General features: G+C 55.5%; 14 protein-coding genes and 5 pseudogenes. 9 read left to right on the top strand and 10 right to left on the bottom strand.

From position 1 onward, the window contains the following. Nucleotides 1-18 precede the first annotated feature (18 nt). The 6 genes and pseudogenes from AC0L7U_RS11235 to AC0L7U_RS11210 form a co-directional block, all read right to left on the bottom strand. Nucleotides 19-1,336: pseudogene (locus tag AC0L7U_RS11235) on the bottom strand (bifunctional folylpolyglutamate synthase/dihydrofolate synthase). A 131-nt stretch (nucleotides 1,337-1,467) separates the two neighbouring features. Then, nucleotides 1,468-2,415 carry an acetyl-CoA carboxylase, carboxyltransferase subunit beta gene (accD, locus tag AC0L7U_RS11230; protein ID WP_473690742.1) on the bottom strand — a complete coding sequence of 316 codons (948 nt, stop codon included), beginning with the start codon at nucleotides 2,413-2,415 and terminating at the stop codon, nucleotides 1,468-1,470. Nucleotides 2,416-2,490: 75 nt separating this feature from the next. After that, nucleotides 2,491-3,324: a tryptophan synthase subunit alpha gene (trpA, locus tag AC0L7U_RS11225; protein WP_473690740.1), complete on the bottom strand. Its 834-nt coding sequence runs from the start codon at nucleotides 3,322-3,324 to the stop codon at nucleotides 2,491-2,493. A gap of 232 nt (nucleotides 3,325-3,556) precedes the next feature. Further along, entirely contained in the window at nucleotides 3,557-4,750 is a 1,194-nt protein-coding gene (gene trpB / locus AC0L7U_RS11220; protein WP_473695773.1) for a tryptophan synthase subunit beta, read from the bottom strand. A 38-nt stretch (nucleotides 4,751-4,788) separates the two neighbouring features. Then, nucleotides 4,789-5,064 (bottom strand): phosphoribosylanthranilate isomerase, encoded by a 276-nt coding sequence (trpF, locus tag AC0L7U_RS11215; RefSeq protein ID WP_473690738.1) that lies wholly within the window; start codon nucleotides 5,062-5,064, stop codon nucleotides 4,789-4,791. Further along, complete coding sequence (locus AC0L7U_RS11210) at nucleotides 4,989-5,450, bottom strand: phosphoribosylanthranilate isomerase (protein WP_473690736.1); 462 nt, start codon at nucleotides 5,448-5,450, stop codon at nucleotides 4,989-4,991. Before AC0L7U_RS11210 ends, trpF begins: the two co-directional genes overlap by 76 nt. A gap of 334 nt (nucleotides 5,451-5,784) precedes the next feature. Between AC0L7U_RS11210 and mutS the strand changes: the two are divergent. From mutS to AC0L7U_RS11195, 3 genes and pseudogenes are all read left to right on the top strand, one after another. Further along, nucleotides 5,785-8,522, top strand: a pseudogene (gene mutS / locus AC0L7U_RS11205) (DNA mismatch repair protein MutS). A gap of 115 nt (nucleotides 8,523-8,637) precedes the next feature. Next, nucleotides 8,638-9,225: a hypothetical protein gene (locus tag AC0L7U_RS11200; protein ID WP_473690734.1), complete on the top strand. Its 588-nt coding sequence runs from the start codon at nucleotides 8,638-8,640 to the stop codon at nucleotides 9,223-9,225. Further along, nucleotides 9,185-9,835 (top strand): MFS transporter, encoded by a 651-nt coding sequence (locus AC0L7U_RS11195; RefSeq protein ID WP_473690732.1) that lies wholly within the window; start codon nucleotides 9,185-9,187, stop codon nucleotides 9,833-9,835. Before AC0L7U_RS11200 ends, AC0L7U_RS11195 begins: the two co-directional genes overlap by 41 nt. A gap of 29 nt (nucleotides 9,836-9,864) precedes the next feature. On the opposite strand, the gene AC0L7U_RS11190 is transcribed toward AC0L7U_RS11195, so the two are convergent. After that, entirely contained in the window at nucleotides 9,865-10,314 is a 450-nt protein-coding gene (locus AC0L7U_RS11190; RefSeq protein WP_473690730.1) for a DUF2244 domain-containing protein, read from the bottom strand. A 97-nt stretch (nucleotides 10,315-10,411) separates the two neighbouring features. On the opposite strand from AC0L7U_RS11190, the gene nth reads away from it, so the two are divergent. Both nth and AC0L7U_RS11180 read left to right on the top strand, forming a co-directional pair. Then, nucleotides 10,412-11,254 carry an endonuclease III gene (nth, locus tag AC0L7U_RS11185; RefSeq protein WP_473690728.1) on the top strand — a complete coding sequence of 281 codons (843 nt, stop codon included), beginning with the start codon at nucleotides 10,412-10,414 and terminating at the stop codon, nucleotides 11,252-11,254. A gap of 26 nt (nucleotides 11,255-11,280) precedes the next feature. Beyond that, nucleotides 11,281-11,778, top strand: coding sequence for a GNAT family N-acetyltransferase (locus AC0L7U_RS11180; protein WP_473690726.1), 498 nt, complete (start codon nucleotides 11,281-11,283; stop codon nucleotides 11,776-11,778). A 59-nt stretch (nucleotides 11,779-11,837) separates the two neighbouring features. Here AC0L7U_RS11180 and irrA read toward each other — a convergent pair whose 3' ends face one another. Continuing rightward, complete coding sequence (gene irrA / locus AC0L7U_RS11175) at nucleotides 11,838-12,266, bottom strand: iron response transcriptional regulator IrrA (RefSeq protein WP_473690724.1); 429 nt, start codon at nucleotides 12,264-12,266, stop codon at nucleotides 11,838-11,840. A 348-nt stretch (nucleotides 12,267-12,614) separates the two neighbouring features. Between irrA and fabA the strand changes: the two are divergent. The 3 genes and pseudogenes from fabA (at nucleotide 12,615) to fabI (ending at nucleotide 15,308) form a co-directional block, all read left to right on the top strand. Next, a pseudogene (fabA, locus tag AC0L7U_RS11170) lies at nucleotides 12,615-13,120 on the top strand (3-hydroxyacyl-[acyl-carrier-protein] dehydratase FabA). 134 nt (nucleotides 13,121-13,254) lie between these two features. Further along, a pseudogene (gene fabB, locus AC0L7U_RS11165) lies at nucleotides 13,255-14,482 on the top strand (beta-ketoacyl-ACP synthase I). Between the two features lie 13 nt (nucleotides 14,483-14,495). Then, on the top strand, nucleotides 14,496-15,308 hold the full coding sequence (gene fabI / locus AC0L7U_RS11160; RefSeq protein ID WP_473690722.1) for an enoyl-ACP reductase FabI: 813 nt from the start codon (nucleotides 14,496-14,498) through the stop codon (nucleotides 15,306-15,308). 89 nt (nucleotides 15,309-15,397) lie between these two features. On the opposite strand, the pseudogene AC0L7U_RS11155 reads toward fabI, so the two are convergent. Continuing rightward, nucleotides 15,398-15,935, bottom strand: a pseudogene (locus tag AC0L7U_RS11155) (SH3 domain-containing protein). A 233-nt stretch (nucleotides 15,936-16,168) separates the two neighbouring features. Here AC0L7U_RS11155 and AC0L7U_RS11150 point away from each other — a divergent pair. After that, entirely contained in the window at nucleotides 16,169-17,155 is a 987-nt protein-coding gene (locus AC0L7U_RS11150) for a 2-hydroxyacid dehydrogenase (protein ID WP_473690720.1), read from the top strand. A 32-nt stretch (nucleotides 17,156-17,187) separates the two neighbouring features. On the opposite strand, the gene dnaQ is transcribed toward AC0L7U_RS11150, so the two are convergent. Further along, entirely contained in the window at nucleotides 17,188-17,904 is a 717-nt protein-coding gene (gene dnaQ / locus AC0L7U_RS11145) for a DNA polymerase III subunit epsilon (protein ID WP_473690718.1), read from the bottom strand. Nucleotides 17,905-17,948 lie beyond the last annotated feature (44 nt).

Here is a 17,948-nt window from a genome sequence, read left to right as displayed (position 1 = left end):
GATCAGGCCGGGGCTTGATTATTGTGGCAAAGTTCCATTGCGCATCAGCACTTCACCGACCAGATATAGTGATCCGCAAATCAGAATTCTCGGAGGCTCGCCATCCTTCTCGGCCAGTTCCAGCACGTTGGCCAGAGCAGCATCAAGATTTTGCGCAACCGAGACCGGAAGCCCCGCATCTCGGGCACAATCGGCCAGAGTTTCAGGCGAGCGCCCCGTCGTCGTCGTGGTGATGGGCACCGTCGTCACATGACGTGCCAAGCCCTTGAACGAACGAAAGAAACCCGTCGGGTCCTTGGTCATCAACATGCCGGTAATCAGATACAAAGGACGCGATGAGCGCTCTTCCTGTTCTGCCATAAAGGCTGAAATCGTCACGCCTGCACCGGGATTGTGCCCGCCATCCAGCCAGATCTCGGAGCCTTTCGGGCACAAATTCGCAATCGGTCCCTTGATCAGCGCTTGCAACCGACCTTAGCCAATTGACGTGTTTCAGTCCACGCGCTGCGGCCTCTTCACCCGGCCAGAGTTTCGCCACCTTGAGGGCCGCGATGGCCACCGAGGCATTGACGATCTGATGCTGTCCCGGAAGAATTGACAAGGGCAGATCATGAAAGGCGTCTTCATCCTGAAACGCCAGTCGTCCCTGATCTTCTGATCCTGAAAAATCCTCACCAAAGAACTGCAAAGGTACTTTGAGGCGGGCCGCAGCGCGCTCGATCACGCGACGCGCCTCATCCTCCTGCGGCGCGGAGACCGCAGGTACATTGCGTTTGAGAATTCCAGCCTTCTCGACCGCGATTTCAGCCAGCGTGTTGCCGAGAAACTTTTCATGATCCATCGAAATCGACGTGATCACCGTCGCCAGGGGTTTATCAATGACATTGGTCGCATCCAGCAAACCGCCAAGGCCCACTTCAAGAATCAGCACATCGGCTGGATGTTCTGCAAACAACACGAAGGCCGCTGCGGTGGTGATTTCAAAGAAGGTTATTTCCTCGCCACCATTGGCGTGTTCGCAACGTTCAAGCGCGTGGTAAAGCTCTGAGTCGGAGACGAAACGATCCTCATCTCCCAAGCGAATGCGCTCGTTGAAACGGCACAAGTGGGGCGATGTATAAACGTGACAGCGCTTCCCCGCGGCCGTCAAAATAGATCGCATGGTTGCCGTCACAGATCCCTTGCCGTTTGTCCCGGCAACATGAATGACCGGCGGCAGACGGGTGTCAGGAGATCCCAACGCCTTCAACAAGCGATGTATGCGTTCAAGGGAGAGGTCTATCTCTCTGGGGTGCAGAGCAAGAAGACGATCAAGAATTGCAGCAATCTGATCCACGGCATCCTCACGGATCAAGTAACATGCGGCCAGCACAAGCTTCTGCGCCGAAACGCGGAAGCCTGAGCCGATCACACAAAACTGGACAAAGGGCACGGCTCGCCTGTTGGATGCCGCGCCTCTTCACGTCCCTAGTCGACGGACTGAGCCTGGCCTGACGGCTTCTCAGCAGCGGTTTCCGTAGGCTCTGCCATATCTTCAAGCGACGGAATGGCAACCGGAGTTGCTGCCGGACGCTTCATCAGAATGTTGCAGATATTGGAAATCGTGTCTTTCAGATCATGCCGCGGGACAACCATATCGACCATACCGTGCTCCAACAGGAACTCGGCACTCTGAAAGCCTTCCGGCAGTTTTTCGCGGATCGTCTGTTCGATGACACGGCGACCGGCAAAGCCGATCTGCGCACCCGGCTCAGAGATATGCACATCGCCCAGCATAGCATAAGACGCGGAAACCCCACCTGTGGTCGGATTGGTCAGAACCACAATGTAGGGCAGACCTTCTTCGCGCAGCATCTGGATACCGGCCGTGGTGCGCGGCATCTGCATCAACGACAGAATGCCTTCCTGCATGCGCGCCCCACCAGAGGCAACAAACAAGACGAAAGGTGTCATCGTTGCGACGGCTTTCTGCATGCCGGTCAGAATGGCTTCGCCGGCAGCCATCCCAAGAGAACCGCCCATAAAGGCGAAATCCTGCACCGCAACGGTCATGTCAGTCTCATTGACCTTGCCGGTGGCAACGCTGACAGCATCCGTTTCACCCGTGCGTGCGCGATAATCCTTGAGACGATCAACATAACGCTTGGTGTCCCGGAACTTCAGGGGATCCAGTGCCACATCGGGCGTTTCAACACGCTCATACTGGCCGTCATCAAAGAACGTCTCAAGACGCCGCTTCGACGGCATACGCATGTGATGGCCAGAATTCGGCACGACCCAGAGATTGGCCTCCAGATCACGATGGAAGACCATTTCGCCCGTTTCCGGGCATTTGATCCAAAGGTTCTCCGGCACTTCGCGCTTTTTCAACAAATCGCGGATCTTCGGCCGAACGAGAGAATTGATCCAATTCACGAGGGTGTGTCCGTTTTCTTACACAAATATTGACTGGAGCCGAACTCATCAGGAGCCAACCCGTCGAATTTCGTTTTACGCGCGGCGGGCGCGGGCAGCACCTTCTGCCAGGGACGTCACGATATCTGTGACAGCGCTTACCGTCATATCGGTTGCCTTTCCGGCGGGGTCAAGGCTACCTTGAATGGCATTGACCAGAACCGATCCGACGACCACACCATCAGCATCCCGGCCAATGGCTTCTGCATCTGCTGCCGTTTTTACACCAAATCCCACCGCAACGGGAAGCTTGGTGTGGCTTTTAATGCGTTCTACAGCTTTTGCAACATTGGTTGTGTTCAAGTTGCCTGCCCCGGTCACGCCAGCGACAGAGACATAATAGACAAATCCGGAGGTGTTGGCGAGGACCTGTGGCAAACGCTTGTCATCTGTGGTCGGTGTTGCAAGACGGATAAAGTTGATACCGGCATCCAGTGCCGGAATGCAGAGTTCATCATCGGCTTCCGGCGGGATGTCGACCACGATGAGCCCGTCAACGCCTGCGCTTTTGGCCTCCTGAACGAATGCCTTGGGGTCGCGAATGTAAATCGGATTGTAATAGCCCATCAGAATGATCGGCGTGTCCTCGTCCGACTTGCGAAATTCACGCACCATATCCAAGGTCTTGTTCATCGTCTGACCGGCTTTGAGCGCGCGTTGCGTTGCAAGTTGGATCGGAACGCCTTCCGCCATAGGATCAGAAAAGGGCATACCCAGTTCAATCACATCAGCTCCAGCCGCAGGCAGTGCCTTGAGGATCTCAAGCGAGGTTTCGAGATCCGGATCTCCGGCAGTGATGAAAGTCACCAGTGCTGGTCGGCCCTGGTCGGCACAGGCCTTGAAGCGGCGGTCAATACGCGTTTCGGTCATGCAATCGTCCCAATCTCAGCCTGAACGTCCGTCAGAAAATCAAACATGCCTTCAGACCTTCGCTGTGTAGGGGCGTGTGTCCCTACCTGTCAACGAAACGATCAAAGGAAGGAGAAATACGGCTTACCGGCAAGAATCTCAGCTCATTCGGCGTGAAAATCGACCAGAAAGCCAGTTTGAAGTGACTGCATGCCCCGTTGGAGCAAGCAGCCACAAGTTAAGTCGCCTTGCGTCAGAGGTCGTAGCCCAGCATTGCGCCAACGGCAAAGACATCCTTGTCGCCACGCCCGCAAAGGTTCATGACAATAATCTGGTCCTTGTCCATGGTCGGCGCCAGCTTCATGACATGCGCCAGTGCGTGCGACGGCTCGAGAGCGGGAATAATACCTTCGATCTTGGTCAGAAGCTGAAACGCCTCCAGCGCTTCCGTATCCATGATTGGCACATACTCAACGCGTCCAATGTCTTTTAGCCACGAGTGCTCTGGCCCGATGCCAGGGTAATCAAGACCTGCCGAAATCGAATGCCCTTCGAAGATCTGGCCGTCATCATCCTGCAAGAGATAGGTGCGATTGCCGTGCAGAACTCCCGGCTTACCTGCCGTGATCGACGCACAATGCTCCTGGCCTTCAAGGCCATGTCCACCAGCCTCAACACCGATGATGCGCACATCCGCGTCATCGAGGAACGGGTGAAACAGGCCGATGGCATTGGAGCCACCACCGACGGCCGCGACCAGAACATCCGGCAGACGGCCTTCGGCCTCCTGCATCTGTTCCTTGGTTTCCTGACCAATAACGGATTGAAGATCACGCACAATTTCGGGATAGGGATGCGGCCCGGCAGCCGTTCCGATCAGGTAATAAGTGTCATCGACATTGGTCACCCAGTCGCGCAGGGCTTCGTTCATAGCATCCTTCAAGGTGCCAGCACCCGCCGTGACCGGAATGATTTCCGCCCCCAGCAACTTCATGCGGAAGACGTTGGGCTTCTGCCGCTCCACATCGGTGGCACCCATATAAACGACACAAGGCAGGCCAAAGCGGGCACAGACCGTTGCCGTTGCCACGCCGTGCTGCCCCGCGCCGGTTTCCGCTATGATCCGCGTCTTGCCCATGCGCTTGGCCAGAAGAATCTGGCCAAGGCAATTGTTGATCTTGTGCGACCCGGTGTGATTCAGCTCATCGCGCTTGAAATAGATCTTGGCACCTCCAAGGTGCTCCGTCAGCCGCTCTGCGTAATACAGCGGCGAAGGACGCCCGGTGTAATGCGTGTTCAGCGTCTCGATTTCAGCTGCAAACGCCGGATCTGCCTTGGCATCTTTATAGGCTTGTTCAAGTTCCGGGATCAGCGGCATCAGGGTTTCGGCGACATAGCGTCCACCGAAGATACCAAAATGCCCCCGGTCGTCCGGTCCTGATCTCATGCTGTTAGCGATCTTGGTCAACGCGAGAGACTCCCTGATTATGCTTCATTCATGGCAGATTGAGCAGCCCGCGCGGCAATCACAAACCTGCGAATAAGATCGGCGCTCTTAACGCCTCGTTCCGTTTCGACCCCAGATGAGACATCAACGCTGGTGACACCGCTTTGCGCAATGGCTTCGGCCACGTTGTCCGGCGTCACCCCCGGAAAGCATGAAGGGCTTTTTGAGGTCAACCCCTTCAACAATCCCCAATCGTAAGAAATGCCATTTCCGCCTGGAACATCAGAGTTTTTAGGCGGTTTGGCGTCAAACAAAATGCGGTCGGCGACAGTGCGATACTCTTGCGCTTTTTCCAGTCGGCGGCTTCCGACACACCAATGGCCTTCATGATCTTCGGCCCCTGCATGATCTTGACCACGGCACAGGCTTCCGGCGTTTCCTTGCCGTGCATCTGAAACATGTCAGGCCCGACCAGTTCGTTGATGCGCGACAGGCTGTCAAAATCCATATCCACGGTCAGCGCCACGATTTCAGCCTTGCCACGGATCATATCGGCCAGCTTGCAGGCTTGTGACAAGGATACATGGCGCGGGCTCTTCGGAAAGAAGACAAGACCAATCATGTCGGCACCTGCCTCCAGCGCCGCCTCGACGGTGGCCTCGGTTGTAAGGCCGCAAATCTTGATCTTGTTGTCGGTCATCCCTGAGATCACATCTGATAGTGCGCTGAAAAGCGCTGGGAGGCCTTGAAACCCTCAAGGATTTCAGCTGTGGCCAGAAGGCGCCTATAACAATCCATCGCTCTATGACTTGCAACATCTTTATGGCACCGCAAGCTTCATTGCCGAGAACGGATGAACATGCCAGCAGCAGCCAACACTCTTCAGCAGTTGCAAACCGAAAAGCCCACAGATCTGATCAACCACATTGAAGCATGATTCAAGCCCTTGTTTTCCCCGGAAAACTGACATGGTGGCACAGCTTCTAACGCGCAACCCTCGTGAAAGCCAACGAGGGGTTTGATAGGTTGTCGCCATGTCAGACGTTTCAGCATCCCAAGCCAAAGCAGCCGATACCCGGGTCACGCCCATGATGGCCCAGTTTATCGAGATCAAGACCGCCAACCCGGACAGCTTGCTGTTTTACCGGATGGGGGATTTTTACGAGCTGTTTTTCGAGGATGCCGAAATCGCCTCGCGCGCCCTCGGCATTACACTGACCAAGCGTGGCAAACATCTGGGCGAAGACATCCCCATGTGCGGCGTTCCAGTGCACGCGGCCGATGATTATCTGCAAAAGCTGATCGGCCTTGGCCACCGTGTCGCCGTCTGCGAACAGATGGAAGATCCCGCTGAAGCCAAGAAACGCGGCGCAAAATCAGTTGTACAACGCGATGTCATTCGGCTGGTGACCCCCGGCACGCTGACGGAAGAGCGGCTTCTCGATGCTGGCTCCAACAATTATCTCTGTGCCATGACGCGCCTTAAGGGGGCTCTCTTGCAGGCGACAGCACCTATGGTCTGGCTTGGATTGACATATCCACCGGCTCATTTCAGGTCTCCGAGACAGACGACCAGAGACTTTCCGCCGACCTGGCGCAGATCAGCCCACGCGAACTCATTCTGCCCGACACATTGTTGCAGGAAGCAGACGTGCGTCAGATCGCTGAACAGACAACAGGTGCCTTGTCACCGGTGCCCCGCGCCTTCTTTGACGGCGCCACCGCGACCGACCGGTTGTCGCATTATTTCGGCGTCAAGACCCTGGACGGCTTTGGCACCTTTTCACGCGCCGAACTGTCCGCCGCCGCCGGTATTCTCTCCTATATCGAAAAAACCCAGTTAGGCCAAAGGCCACCACTGGATCCTCCGACGCGCGAAGCCGGGGCAGGGCGTATGCTCATTGATCCCGCCACACGCGCCAATCTGGAACTGTCGCGTACTCTGTCAGGCGAACGACAAGGCAGCCTGTTGGCTACGATCGACACCACCGTGACCGGAGGCGGCTCACGATTGCTGGCAAGCCGTCTGGCCGGACCCTTGATCGATCCCGTCGCCATTCAGGCTCGCCATGATGCCGTGTCTTTCTTTCACGACAATGAAATCATGCGCGAAGGCGTTCGGCAGATTCTCAAAGGGGCGCCTGATATGGCACGGGCATTGTCGCGCATTGCCCTCAATCGGGGAGGGCCACGCGATATACTTGCCGTAACGGAAGGACTGACCCGCTCCCTTGAAATTGACGCGAAGATGGCGGCAGGCGGGCACGACCTTCCCAATGAAGTCAAAGAGGCTGCCGCGAGCCTGTCGCAAGCACCGCATGCGTTGGGTGACGAGTTGCGCCGCGCCATCAAGGAAGAACCACCGCTGATGAAGCGGGACGGCGGCTTTGTTGCGCCCGGGTATGACGAAACGCTTGATGAGTTGCGCAGTCTGCGCGATGCGTCACGCAAGGTCATTGCCCGTCTTCAGGCCGACTATGCCGAAGACCTTGGCATCCGCTCGTTGAAAATCAAACACAACAATGTTCTGGGCTGGTTTATCGAAGCGCCGACCGCGCAAGCCGACAAGTTACAGGCAGATCCCGGTCGTTTCATTCACCGGCAGACGATGGCAGGCGCAATGCGCTTCACCACAACGGAACTCGCCGACCTGGAATCCAAGATCGCCAGCGCTGGCGAACGTGCCATGGCCATCGAAATGGAGATTTTTGACCGGCTTTGCGCGCAAATCGTTGCGGCAGAGACCAGTATCAAGACTGCGGCCTTGGGCCTCAGCGTCCTGGATGTCTCGTCTGCATTGGCAAAACTGGCACAGGAAAATGGCTATGTACGTCCGCAAGTTGACGGAACCCGCGCCTTTGATATTCAAAATGGCCGCCATCCGGTCGTTGAAAATGCCTTGAAAGCCAATGGCGGCGACAGCTTCGTTGCCAACAGCGCAAACCTTGGTCCGGAACAGGATGAAGTTAATGGAACGGGCCGCATCTGGTTGATCACCGGTCCCAACATGGCGGGTAAATCAACCTTCTTGCGGCAAAATGCGCTCATCGCGATTTTGGCGCAGATGGGATCCTTCGTGCCTGCTCAGGCGGCGCATATCGGTGTGGTTGATCGCCTGTTTTCCCGCGTCGGCGCTGCTGACGATCTGGCCCGGGGTCGCTCCACATTCATGGTGGAAATGGTTGAAACCGCCGCTATCCTCAATCAGGCAGGCGATCGATCTCTGGTTATTCTCGATGAAATCGGCCGGGGAACCGCGACATTCGACGGCCTGTCAATTGCCTGGGCAACCATCGAGCATCTGCACGAAGTCAACAAGTCACGCGCCCTCTTTGCTACGCACTATCATGAACTGACCACACTGGCACAAAAGCTGGAGCGGCTGTCCAACGCCACCGTTTCCGTGAAGGAGTGGGATGGCGAGGTTGTCTTTCTACACGAGATCATTGCGGGAGCCGCTGACCGCTCCTACGGTATTCAGGTGGCCAAGCTTGCCGGTCTCCCGGCGAGTGTGGTTGCCCGCTCACAACACGTGCTAACCCAGCTTGAAGAACAGGACCGCAAAGGCGGCTCTTCTCAGTCACTGATTGATGAATTACCGCTTTTCGCCAGCATCAAGCAGGCAACCGTGCCTGCAAAAACAGCAGAAAGCCAGCCGGATTTACTCAAGGAAGCTCTTGCCAAGATCAATCCGGATGATATGACACCAAGAGAAGCCCTCGAAGCTCTCTACAGTTTGAAAATGCAGGCCCATCAGGCCAAAATATCCTGATCGCGCTTGTCTGGGCCTCTCACGAACTGCAAAACCCTGCCAATGGAGCACCTCTGATCGCTCCCGCCGTCGCCTGATCAAGGCTGCGGTCGCATGTGTGAATGGACCACAAGCCATGCTGAAACGCTTTGGCATCCCACCGCAAGGCTACCGAATTCTGGTGCTGTTGACCCTTGGCTCGACATGTACCGCCATGGTTCTGTCCGCGCTTGGCTATTACATCGTCAATGGCCTGCATGAAACGCCTTGGAAAATAAGCATTTTCATCGCCATCGAGGCACCAGCCGCAATACTGGTCAATCGCTGGTTCGGAGCGATGCTCGACCGCTCGGTGCCTGTGCGCTGGCTTATCGGCTCGGCCTGCATCTCGTTTCTGCTGTTCAGTCTGCTGCTGGCCAGTGGTGCTGGCATAATCGTGCTCACCATCTTCGGCTCACTGCTGCTTGGCGTCGCCAACTCCGCCATCTCGACCTCTTTGACCTTTGGGCGTCTTTACGCCGTCGAGGTCGGACTCAACATTGCCAAGGTACAACGCCTTGTTACGGGCAGGAGCATCGTTTTCCTGGATGGTCGGCCCTGCAATAACTTTCATCCTGTTTGGCCTGATCGGTTTCCGTTGGACTTTTTTGACCGGCACCGCCCTCGGGATCGCGTGGCTGATCATGTGGGCCTACACGGTTCCGAAGGATTTTCGGGCACCTGACGCATCAAGCACCAGCCCGGGCGTGGTCCTGCCACGATTTCACTGGCCACTTCTGGTCGCCATCACCTCGTGTATATTCATCAATCTTGGCAATGCCCTCTTCGTCTCTGCAGAATCGCTGTATTTCGTCAACGAAGTCGGATTACCGGCCTATTCTCCAGGCCTCGCTCTGACGCTGAAGTGCTTCATGGAGATCATCGGAATTTATTGGTCTGTTCGGCTTGCAGAACGCCATGGCGCGCGAAATATCCTGATCCTCTCTGCATTTCTGGCCGTGATCGTCTATGTCTTGATGGCACAGATCAGCACAGTGTGGGAGTTGGTGCCCTTTGCCTGCCTTGAAGGGATCTATTACGGATTTTTTGCTGGCGTCGGCATCACATACATCCAGAGTTTCATGCCAGACAGACCCGGCAAGGCCACAGCCATCTTCGTCAATGGAATGACATTGGGCGGCATGATCGGCAGCGTCGGCATGGGCATGATCGCCAGTGTCCTCGACTATCGTGCCGTCGTTATTGCAGCGGCAATAACCGCCATCTCCTCAGTCGTATTGATGGTTGCAACCAGTCGTCCGCGTTATATGCCCATGCGCCGGCGGTCCCGATGATGCCTCTACTGCTTCGCCATAACAGGAAGTCAAAAAGCTCCGGCTTTCGCTGTTGCCAGAGCCTGTGCAAAGGCCCGGGCAAAACTGGTTCGATCTAGCGGATTGAGAAACGCTCCAACCACAACCACGGTCTGCCGCGCTTCTACAGCGACACGAGTGACGCCGTCGTCCACGTCTTCGTCGATCTGCAAGCGGACATAAAACGGATTGAACGTATGACGCTGCTCGCGGGATCCGGGGCCGCATCGACGTATCGTCAGGTGGGTATTATCGACATAAATTTCTTCACGCATCCGCGCTGACGCATAATTCAGGCGAAAAGCCACATAGATCAGCAGCGCATCAAGCCCGAAAAACCCCACAACAGGCAAGGCCCCGAGAAGAAAGAAGCCCACTCCTGCCGAAAAGCTGACCCCCCAGACCAATGCCATCACCAGAATGAAGCCATTCGGTCCGAGCGATCTAAAAGGCGTCAACACAACGCAAAAACAGCCCTGTTCGCGGCTTAACGGCTCCTCAAACGTCCTCGCGCTGGCATCATGGTTGTCCATCATGGATGATGAGTATAGAGGAAGAATGCTTCCTGGAATATTGCCAGCTCGAGACGGATCATGCCAAGCAGCACAAACCCCGCCAGCAAAACCAAGCCCGCCGCCAAGAAACGCAAGACAATTTCTGTCGCCGAACCAAGGCAAGACCCTGAAACGATCGCGCTATTCTCGCGTTGAGGCGCTTGAGGTTTTCAAACGGTTTCATGCCGACAATCCAGAACCGGAAGGCGAACTGGACTACGTAAACGCCTACACGCTGCTGGTTGCCGTGGTGCTATCGGCCCAGGCCACCGATATTGGAGTCAACCGCGCCACCAAGCATCTTTTCCAGATTGCCGATACACCGGAAAAGATGCTGGCACTTGGCGAGGACCACGTGCGTGAGGAAATCCGCACCATCGGACTTTACAAGACCAAGGCCAAAAACGTCATTCTTCTATCGACCCTGCTTGTCAACGAACACAACGGCGAAGTACCAGAAGACAGGGAAGCCCTGGAACGGCTTCCCGGCGTCGGTCGCAAGACCGCCAATGTGGTGCTGAACATCTTCTTCGGTCATCCGACAATTGCGGTCGATACACATCTGTTCCGGCTTGGCAATCGCATCGGCCTTGCGCCAGGCAAGACACCGCTTGAGGTCGAAAAGGCGATGGAAAAAGCTGTTCCGCCGCAATATTCCCTGCACGCCCACCACTGGCTGATCCTGCATGGACGCTACATCTGCAAGGCACGCAAACCAGACTGCAAACGCTGCCTGATTTACGATCTGTGCAAGAGCCCCGAGCGTGAGCCGTTTGATGCTGTTCCAGAAATTGCCGTGAAAACGGCAAAGCTCGTGGCCGACAACAAGACAAGGCTGGACCTTTGATACAGTGCCCGCAGGCAACGCCGCGATTGCGATTTCGCACGGTCGAACGTCACGACAGTGCTTTTCTTGTCGAACTGATGAATGAGCCAGACTATCTGCGTTTCATCGGAGATCGCGGCATTGCGTCGCAAAAACACGCAATTGGCTACATCGTGCAGGTGATTGAACGCGGCTACAAGCAGAACGGCTTCGGGTCTTACATGGTCATCCGGCAGGAAGACGACGTGCCTTTAGGATACGTCGGGATCTATCGACGCCAAGGGTTTCCGCTCCCCGATCTGGGCTATGCTTTCCTTAACCGGCATACCGGTCAAGGCTACGCGCAAGAGGCTGCCCTTGCGCTGATGCGATTTGCCACAGAGACGCTTGAAATGAATGGCCTTTACGCCATCATGGATCCGGAAAATCAGAAATCGGCACGCCTGGCAGGCACCCTGGGTTTTCGCTGGTTTGCCCGACGACCTTATCCGGGAACAGGCACCATAATCGACATCCACGAATGGACAAATGAAAACGGAGCCTGAACAGCCTCCGCATCACACGCGGTCGCTATTCTGCGCTGAAAATTGGCCCCAGCGACAGGTCAGGCCTTGGGACGAACGCGGACGATCACATCAACGCGAACAACTTCCATACCTTCAGGTGCATCCGGGATCTGATCGATATGCACACTCTTGGCGGGGATATCGACAACACGGTTCTCGCTCTCGATAAACATATGGTGATGATCACCGACATTGGTGTCAAAATATGTCTTGTTGCCATCAATGGCGACTTCGCGCAGCAACCCGGCTTCCGTGAACTGGTGCAGCGTATTGTAAACTGTCGCCAGTGAAACAGGCACGCTTGCGGTGGTCGCTTCTTCGTGAAGCACCTCGGCAGAGATGTGACGCTCGCCCTTAGAGAAGAGCAATTCGGCAAGAGAAACCCGCTGGCGCGTTGGGCGCAAACCTGCACCGCGCAACATATCCGTCACGTCGTGGTCATGATCGCCATGATGGAGTGTCGTCATGTCTGCCATTCCAATTTAAGGTCCTTGATCATGCGCGGGATCCAAATTGCTGATCGCTGCACTGCAAGACGTTCACGTCTTTTAACTGAACTTATTCTATATGTGCCTTATCTGGGGCCTGACTTGCAAGTTTTTACTCTGCGACGCTTTGACACCGACCATCCTGCCAATCATAAAATAGACAGATTTCCTAGGTTTTAAGCTTTTTTGCGCTAAAGTTCCTGAAGAGACGACCTTCCTTAGGTCTTTGCCCTGTGATAGGAAAAGCGCCAAACAAGTAGACATAACCACTCCCGGCTTGGAGATTTCGTCGAGAACGAACAGGCAGGGACAAAGAACGGACATCTGATGACCGAGCGACGCTCAAGCTTCACCTACGAGGATCTTCTGGCCTGTGCGAGGGGCGAACTATTCGGACCTGAAACGCGCAGTTGCCATTGCCCCCTATGTTGATGTTCGACCGGATCACGGACATTTCCGAGACGGGTGGAGAATTCGACAAGGGCTATGTACGCGCCGAATTCGACATCAATCCGGGTCTCTGGTTCTTCCCGTGCCACTTTCAGGGCAATCCGGTGATGCCGGGCTGCCTCGGTCTTGATGCCATGTGGCAACTGACAGGCTTTTTCCTTGGCTGGCTTGGCCTGCCGGGCAAGGGCATGGCACTGTCAACTGGCGAAGTGAAGTTCAAGGGCATGGTGACGCCCGAGGTCAAGAAAGTCGAATACGGCATAGACTTCAAGCGCGTCATGAAGGGTCGTCTTGTTCTCGGGATCGCAGACGGCTGGCTAAAAGCCGATGACGAACCCATCTACAAGGCAACCGATCTGCGGGTCGGTCTGGCCAACAAGTAAACGACCCTGCTGGTCACACAATCAGTCAATCGAAACTTGCCGGCGCCTGAACAGGCGCCGGTTGTGGTATTTCACAAGTCGCCCGTGCGCCAAACCGGCAGCACAGACCGATTTTGAACGAATAGGAGACCGCGATGAGGCGGGTGGTTATCACCGGAATGGGTATTGTTTCCTCTATCGGCAACAACACTCAAGAGGTTCTCGAAAGTCTTCGTGAAGGAAAGTCCGGGATCAGTTTTGCTCCCGATTATGCTGAACACGGGTTCCGCAGCCAGATCCATGGCATGCCAAACCTTGATGTCAGCGAATACGTCGACAAGCGTCAACTCCGCTTCATGGGTGATGGCGCAGCCTATAACTACATCGCCATGCAACAGGCCATTGAACACAGCGAGCCTGGAAGAGAGCGACGTTTCCAATGAGCGCACCGGTCTGATCATGGGGTCGGGTGGTCCATCCACCAAGAACCTGTTCCAGGCGCACAAGATCGTCATCGAAAAGGGCGCGCCCAAGCGTATGGGACCTTTCATGGTGACACGCGGCATGAGCTCTACCAACTCGGCCTGCCTTGCGACCCCCTTCAAGATCAAAGGCATCAACTATTCCATCACCTCGGCCTGTTCGACCTCGGCTCACTGCATCGGCAATGCCGTCGAACAGATTCAATTCGGCAAACAGGATGTGATGTTTGCAGGTGGCGGTGAAGAACTCGACTGGACCTTGTCCTGTCTGTTCGATGCCATGGGCGCCATGTCCTCCAAGTACAACGACACACCTCAGACCGCGTCGCGAGCCTATGATGCGACCCGTGATGGCTTCGTCATTGCTGGTGGTGGTGGTGTTGTGGTTCTGGAAGAGCTGGAACATGCCAAGGCACGCGGTGCCAACATTCTGGCGGAAGTCACCGGCTATGCTGCAAATTCAGATGGCTATGACATGGTCGCTCCCTCCGGTGAAGGTGGCGAACGGTGCATGCGTCTCGCCATGCAGACACTCGGCGACCGCAAGATCGACTATATCAATACCCACGGGACATCGACCCCGGTTGGCGACATCGGCGAAATCGAAGCGATCCGTCGCATCTTTACCGAAGGCAACCAGCCGCCCGTGTCATCGACCAAATCCCTCACCGGTCACAGCCTTGGCGCGACCGGGGTTCAGGAAGCCATCTACTGTCTGCTGATGCTCCAGAACGATTTCATCACTGCATCTGCAAACATCACTGAACTGGACCCCAAGCTCAACGAGAGCGAGATCGCACTGAAGCGCGTGGACAACGCAGGCCTGGATACGGTCTTGTCCAACAGTTTCGGCTTCGGGGGCACAAACGCAACGCTGGCGCTGTCGCGTTATCACGGCTGAGGAAGAACTTAGAATGTCCGATTTTATGAAGGGAAAGCGTGGCCTGATCATGGGCGTCGCGAACGATCACTCCATCGCTTGGGGGATCGCTCAGGCTTTGCACAAACAAGGTGCCGAGCTGGCGTTTACATATCAGGGTGACGCTTTCGGCCGTCGTATCAAGCCTTTGGCCGAAAGCGTGGGCTCTTCTCTTCTCATGCCGTGCGATGTGGAAGACACGACAACCGTCGATGCCGTTTTCGATCGTCTCAAGGAAGAGTGGGGCAGCATTGACTTCGTCGTTCACGCTATCGCGTTTTCCGACAAGTCTGAATTGCGCGGCAAATACGCTGACACATCACGCGAGAATTTTTCCCGCACAATGGTCATATCCTGCTTCTCTTTCACCGAAATCGTCAAGCGGGCGGCACCGTTGATGAGCGACGGCGGGTCTATCCTGACACTGACTTATGGTGGATCCAACAAGGTGATGCCGAACTACAACGTCATGGGCGTGGCCAAAGCAGCGCTGGAATCCTCCGTGCGCTATCTGGCTGCTGACTACGGCGAACAGAACATCCGCATCAACGCCTTGTCGGCTGGACCGGTTCGCACACTGGCAGGCTCTGGCGTATCGGATGCACGTCTGATGTTTTCCTACCAGAAACGCAATTCTCCGCTGCGTCGGACCGTTACACTCGATGATCTCGGCGGCACGGGCGTTTATCTACTCTCCGATCTGTCCAGTGGCGTGACCGGCGAAGTCCATTACGTCGACAGCGGCTATAACATCATGGCCATGCCGAGCCTGACCGAATTGAAGGTCGAAGAGGAAGCCAAGTCCTGAGGGATCAGGTGATTTCGATCTGAAACGACAAAGGGGGGCCAACTGGCTCCCCTTTTTTCATATCTGCAATTGCCAAATCTCAACGAGTTCTATTCGCTGATTTTTTCGTCCGAGTAGATACCAAACAAGCGGCTCTGCAGAATATAGCCTTCGCATTGCTTGTTGTGGGCGCGGCACCACGAGCCATCGCAACTGTCGACATCCAGAAGAACATCTTTCTTCAGCTTTGCGACCACCGTCGCAGTGGAACTGGCTGACGCACGCATCGGCGTTATCGTGTCTTCCCATGGGGTGACTAAGGCCGGTTCTGCGGCTCGACAACAGCGTGTGAAACACCCAGCCTTCCTTGCCCTGCCAATCACGAATACGACGCCAATTTACATATTCCTGAATAATTTCAACAGGAAGACCTGCTTTGACATACGTCCAGGACACATCATAATCGCGCGATGGGCCAATACGAACATTGACGCGATCCGACTTCAAACTGACAAAGCGTGGCAACGGCAGCCCGCTGGGGCCAACATTACTGGTCTGGGCAAAACCCTGTTGCACCGACAAGCACAGGACCAATGCCGCGACTGCCGCCAAAACACCGCGCATCAATTTCTTGGAAAGAAAAGCCATTCAAACTCCCTGCCGACCGGCTTCAACCGCCATTTTCTTTCAATGCTCTAGCGAAGATGGACAATAAAGGCCAGACTTCGCCAATCAATCTCCAACCAAAGCAGTTCCTCCACAGCCTCTTGTGCATGACTTCAAGGTTGAGATATTGAAAGGGCTGGGGATCGCCACCGACACTCAGGACGCCGACACTCAACCCGTCTGGAAATGCTTCGAACAATCAAAAGGCAACAGGAATGGCAAAAAAAAGGCCACTGGTCGTTCTTACGAGAAAGCTGCCCGATGTTGTAGAAACACGGATGCGCGAATTGTTTGATGCGCGTCTGAACGAAGTTGACGAAGCCTTTACCCAGGCCGAACTGGTTTCGGCCGTGAAATCGGCAGATGTTCTTGTCCCTGCCGTCACAGACCGGATAGATCGCGCCGTCATCTCTCAGGCTGGACCCGATCTGAAGCTCATCGCCAACTTCGGCAATGGTGTCGATAACATTGATCTTGTCGCTGCCCGTGAGAAGGGCATCATCGTCACCAATACACCAGGCGTTCTGACCGAAGACACTGCCGACATGACGATGGCGTTGATGCTTGCCGTCCCTCGCAGGCTGACTGCTGGCATCAAGGCGCTGGAAGATGGCTCCTGGACAGGTTGGTCACCAACCTGGATGCTTGGACACCGGATCTGGGGCAAACGACTGGGCATTGTCGGCATGGGCCGCATCGGGCAGGCTGTTGCGCGACGCGCAAAGGCCTTTGGCATGTCGATCCATTATCATAGTCGTCGCCCTGTTTCCGGGGAAATGGAAGACAAGCTGGAGGCAACCTATTGGGACAGCCTCGACCAGATGCTGGCGCGCATGGATGTCGTTTCCGTGCATTGTCCCTATACGCCGGCAACCTATCATCTCTTGTCCGCCCGTCGTCTCAAGCTGATGAAACCAGATGCCTATCTCGTCAACACAGCGCGCGGTGAAATCATTGATGAAAGTGCTTTGATCGACTTGCTGGAAACCGGCAAGCTCGCAGGGGCCGCTCTCGACGTTTTTCAGCACGAACCTGCTGTCGATCCTCGGCTGTCAGGACATCCCAACGTTGTGCTGCTGCCGCATATGGGGTCAGCAACGATCGAAGGCCGCATCGAGATGGGAGAAAAGGTGCTGATCAATATCCGCGCCTTCATGGATGGTCACCGCCCACCAGATCGCGTGCTGCCTTTGACCGATTAGGTGGCTTCGGGTGTGGACCGATAAAGCATTGCCTATTCGTATTTTTTCCAAAGCGCCTTATCACCCAGCCCATCCAGAAAAGCCAGATGCGCTTCGTATTCCGCTCTTTGGAACGGGCGCTGCAATGGCTCTGGACGACTGCGGGCATTGAACGGCCCAAGCCCTGCATCCGGATCCCAATCCTTGTCGTCGCTGTCGTCGGCTTCTTCCCCCCGGGCATAAAGACTAAGTGCCGTCTGCTTGCCGCCGATAAGCTCCAGATACACTTCAGCCAGCAATTCAGCATCAAGCAATGCGCCGTGCATCGTCCGGCGTGAATTGTCGATGCCATAACGCGAGCATAGCGCATCAAGAGAGGCAGCCCCAGTCGGATGCTTGCGCCGCGCGATCTGCAAGGTATCGATAACCTGCGTGTTCGGAATTGTCGGAAGCCCGACCTTTTTCAACTCGGTGTTGATAAAGCCCATATCGAAGGGCGCGTTGTGAATGACAAGCGTGGCATCACCTACGAAATCCAGAAACTCCTGAGCGACCTCGGCAAACTTCGGCTTGTCTCTGAGAAATTCTTCCGACAGACCATGAACACGAAACGCCTCTTCAGGCATGTCCCGTTCTGGGTTGATATAGACGTGATAGGTGTTGCCCGTCGCCACATGATTGATCAGCTCTACGCCGCCAATTTCAACAAGCCGGTCACCCGTACGCGGGTTCAGTCCGGTTGTTTCCGTATCGAAGGAGATCTCACGCATACTGTTTCAGGTCCTTGAATGACATTGGCCCAATTGGCTTCAGT

It is taken from the genome of Roseibium sp. 10G30-5, assembly GCF_055809635.1.
Note: the sequence above shows the minus strand (reverse complement) of the source record. Positions and strands in the feature narration are given on the sequence as shown.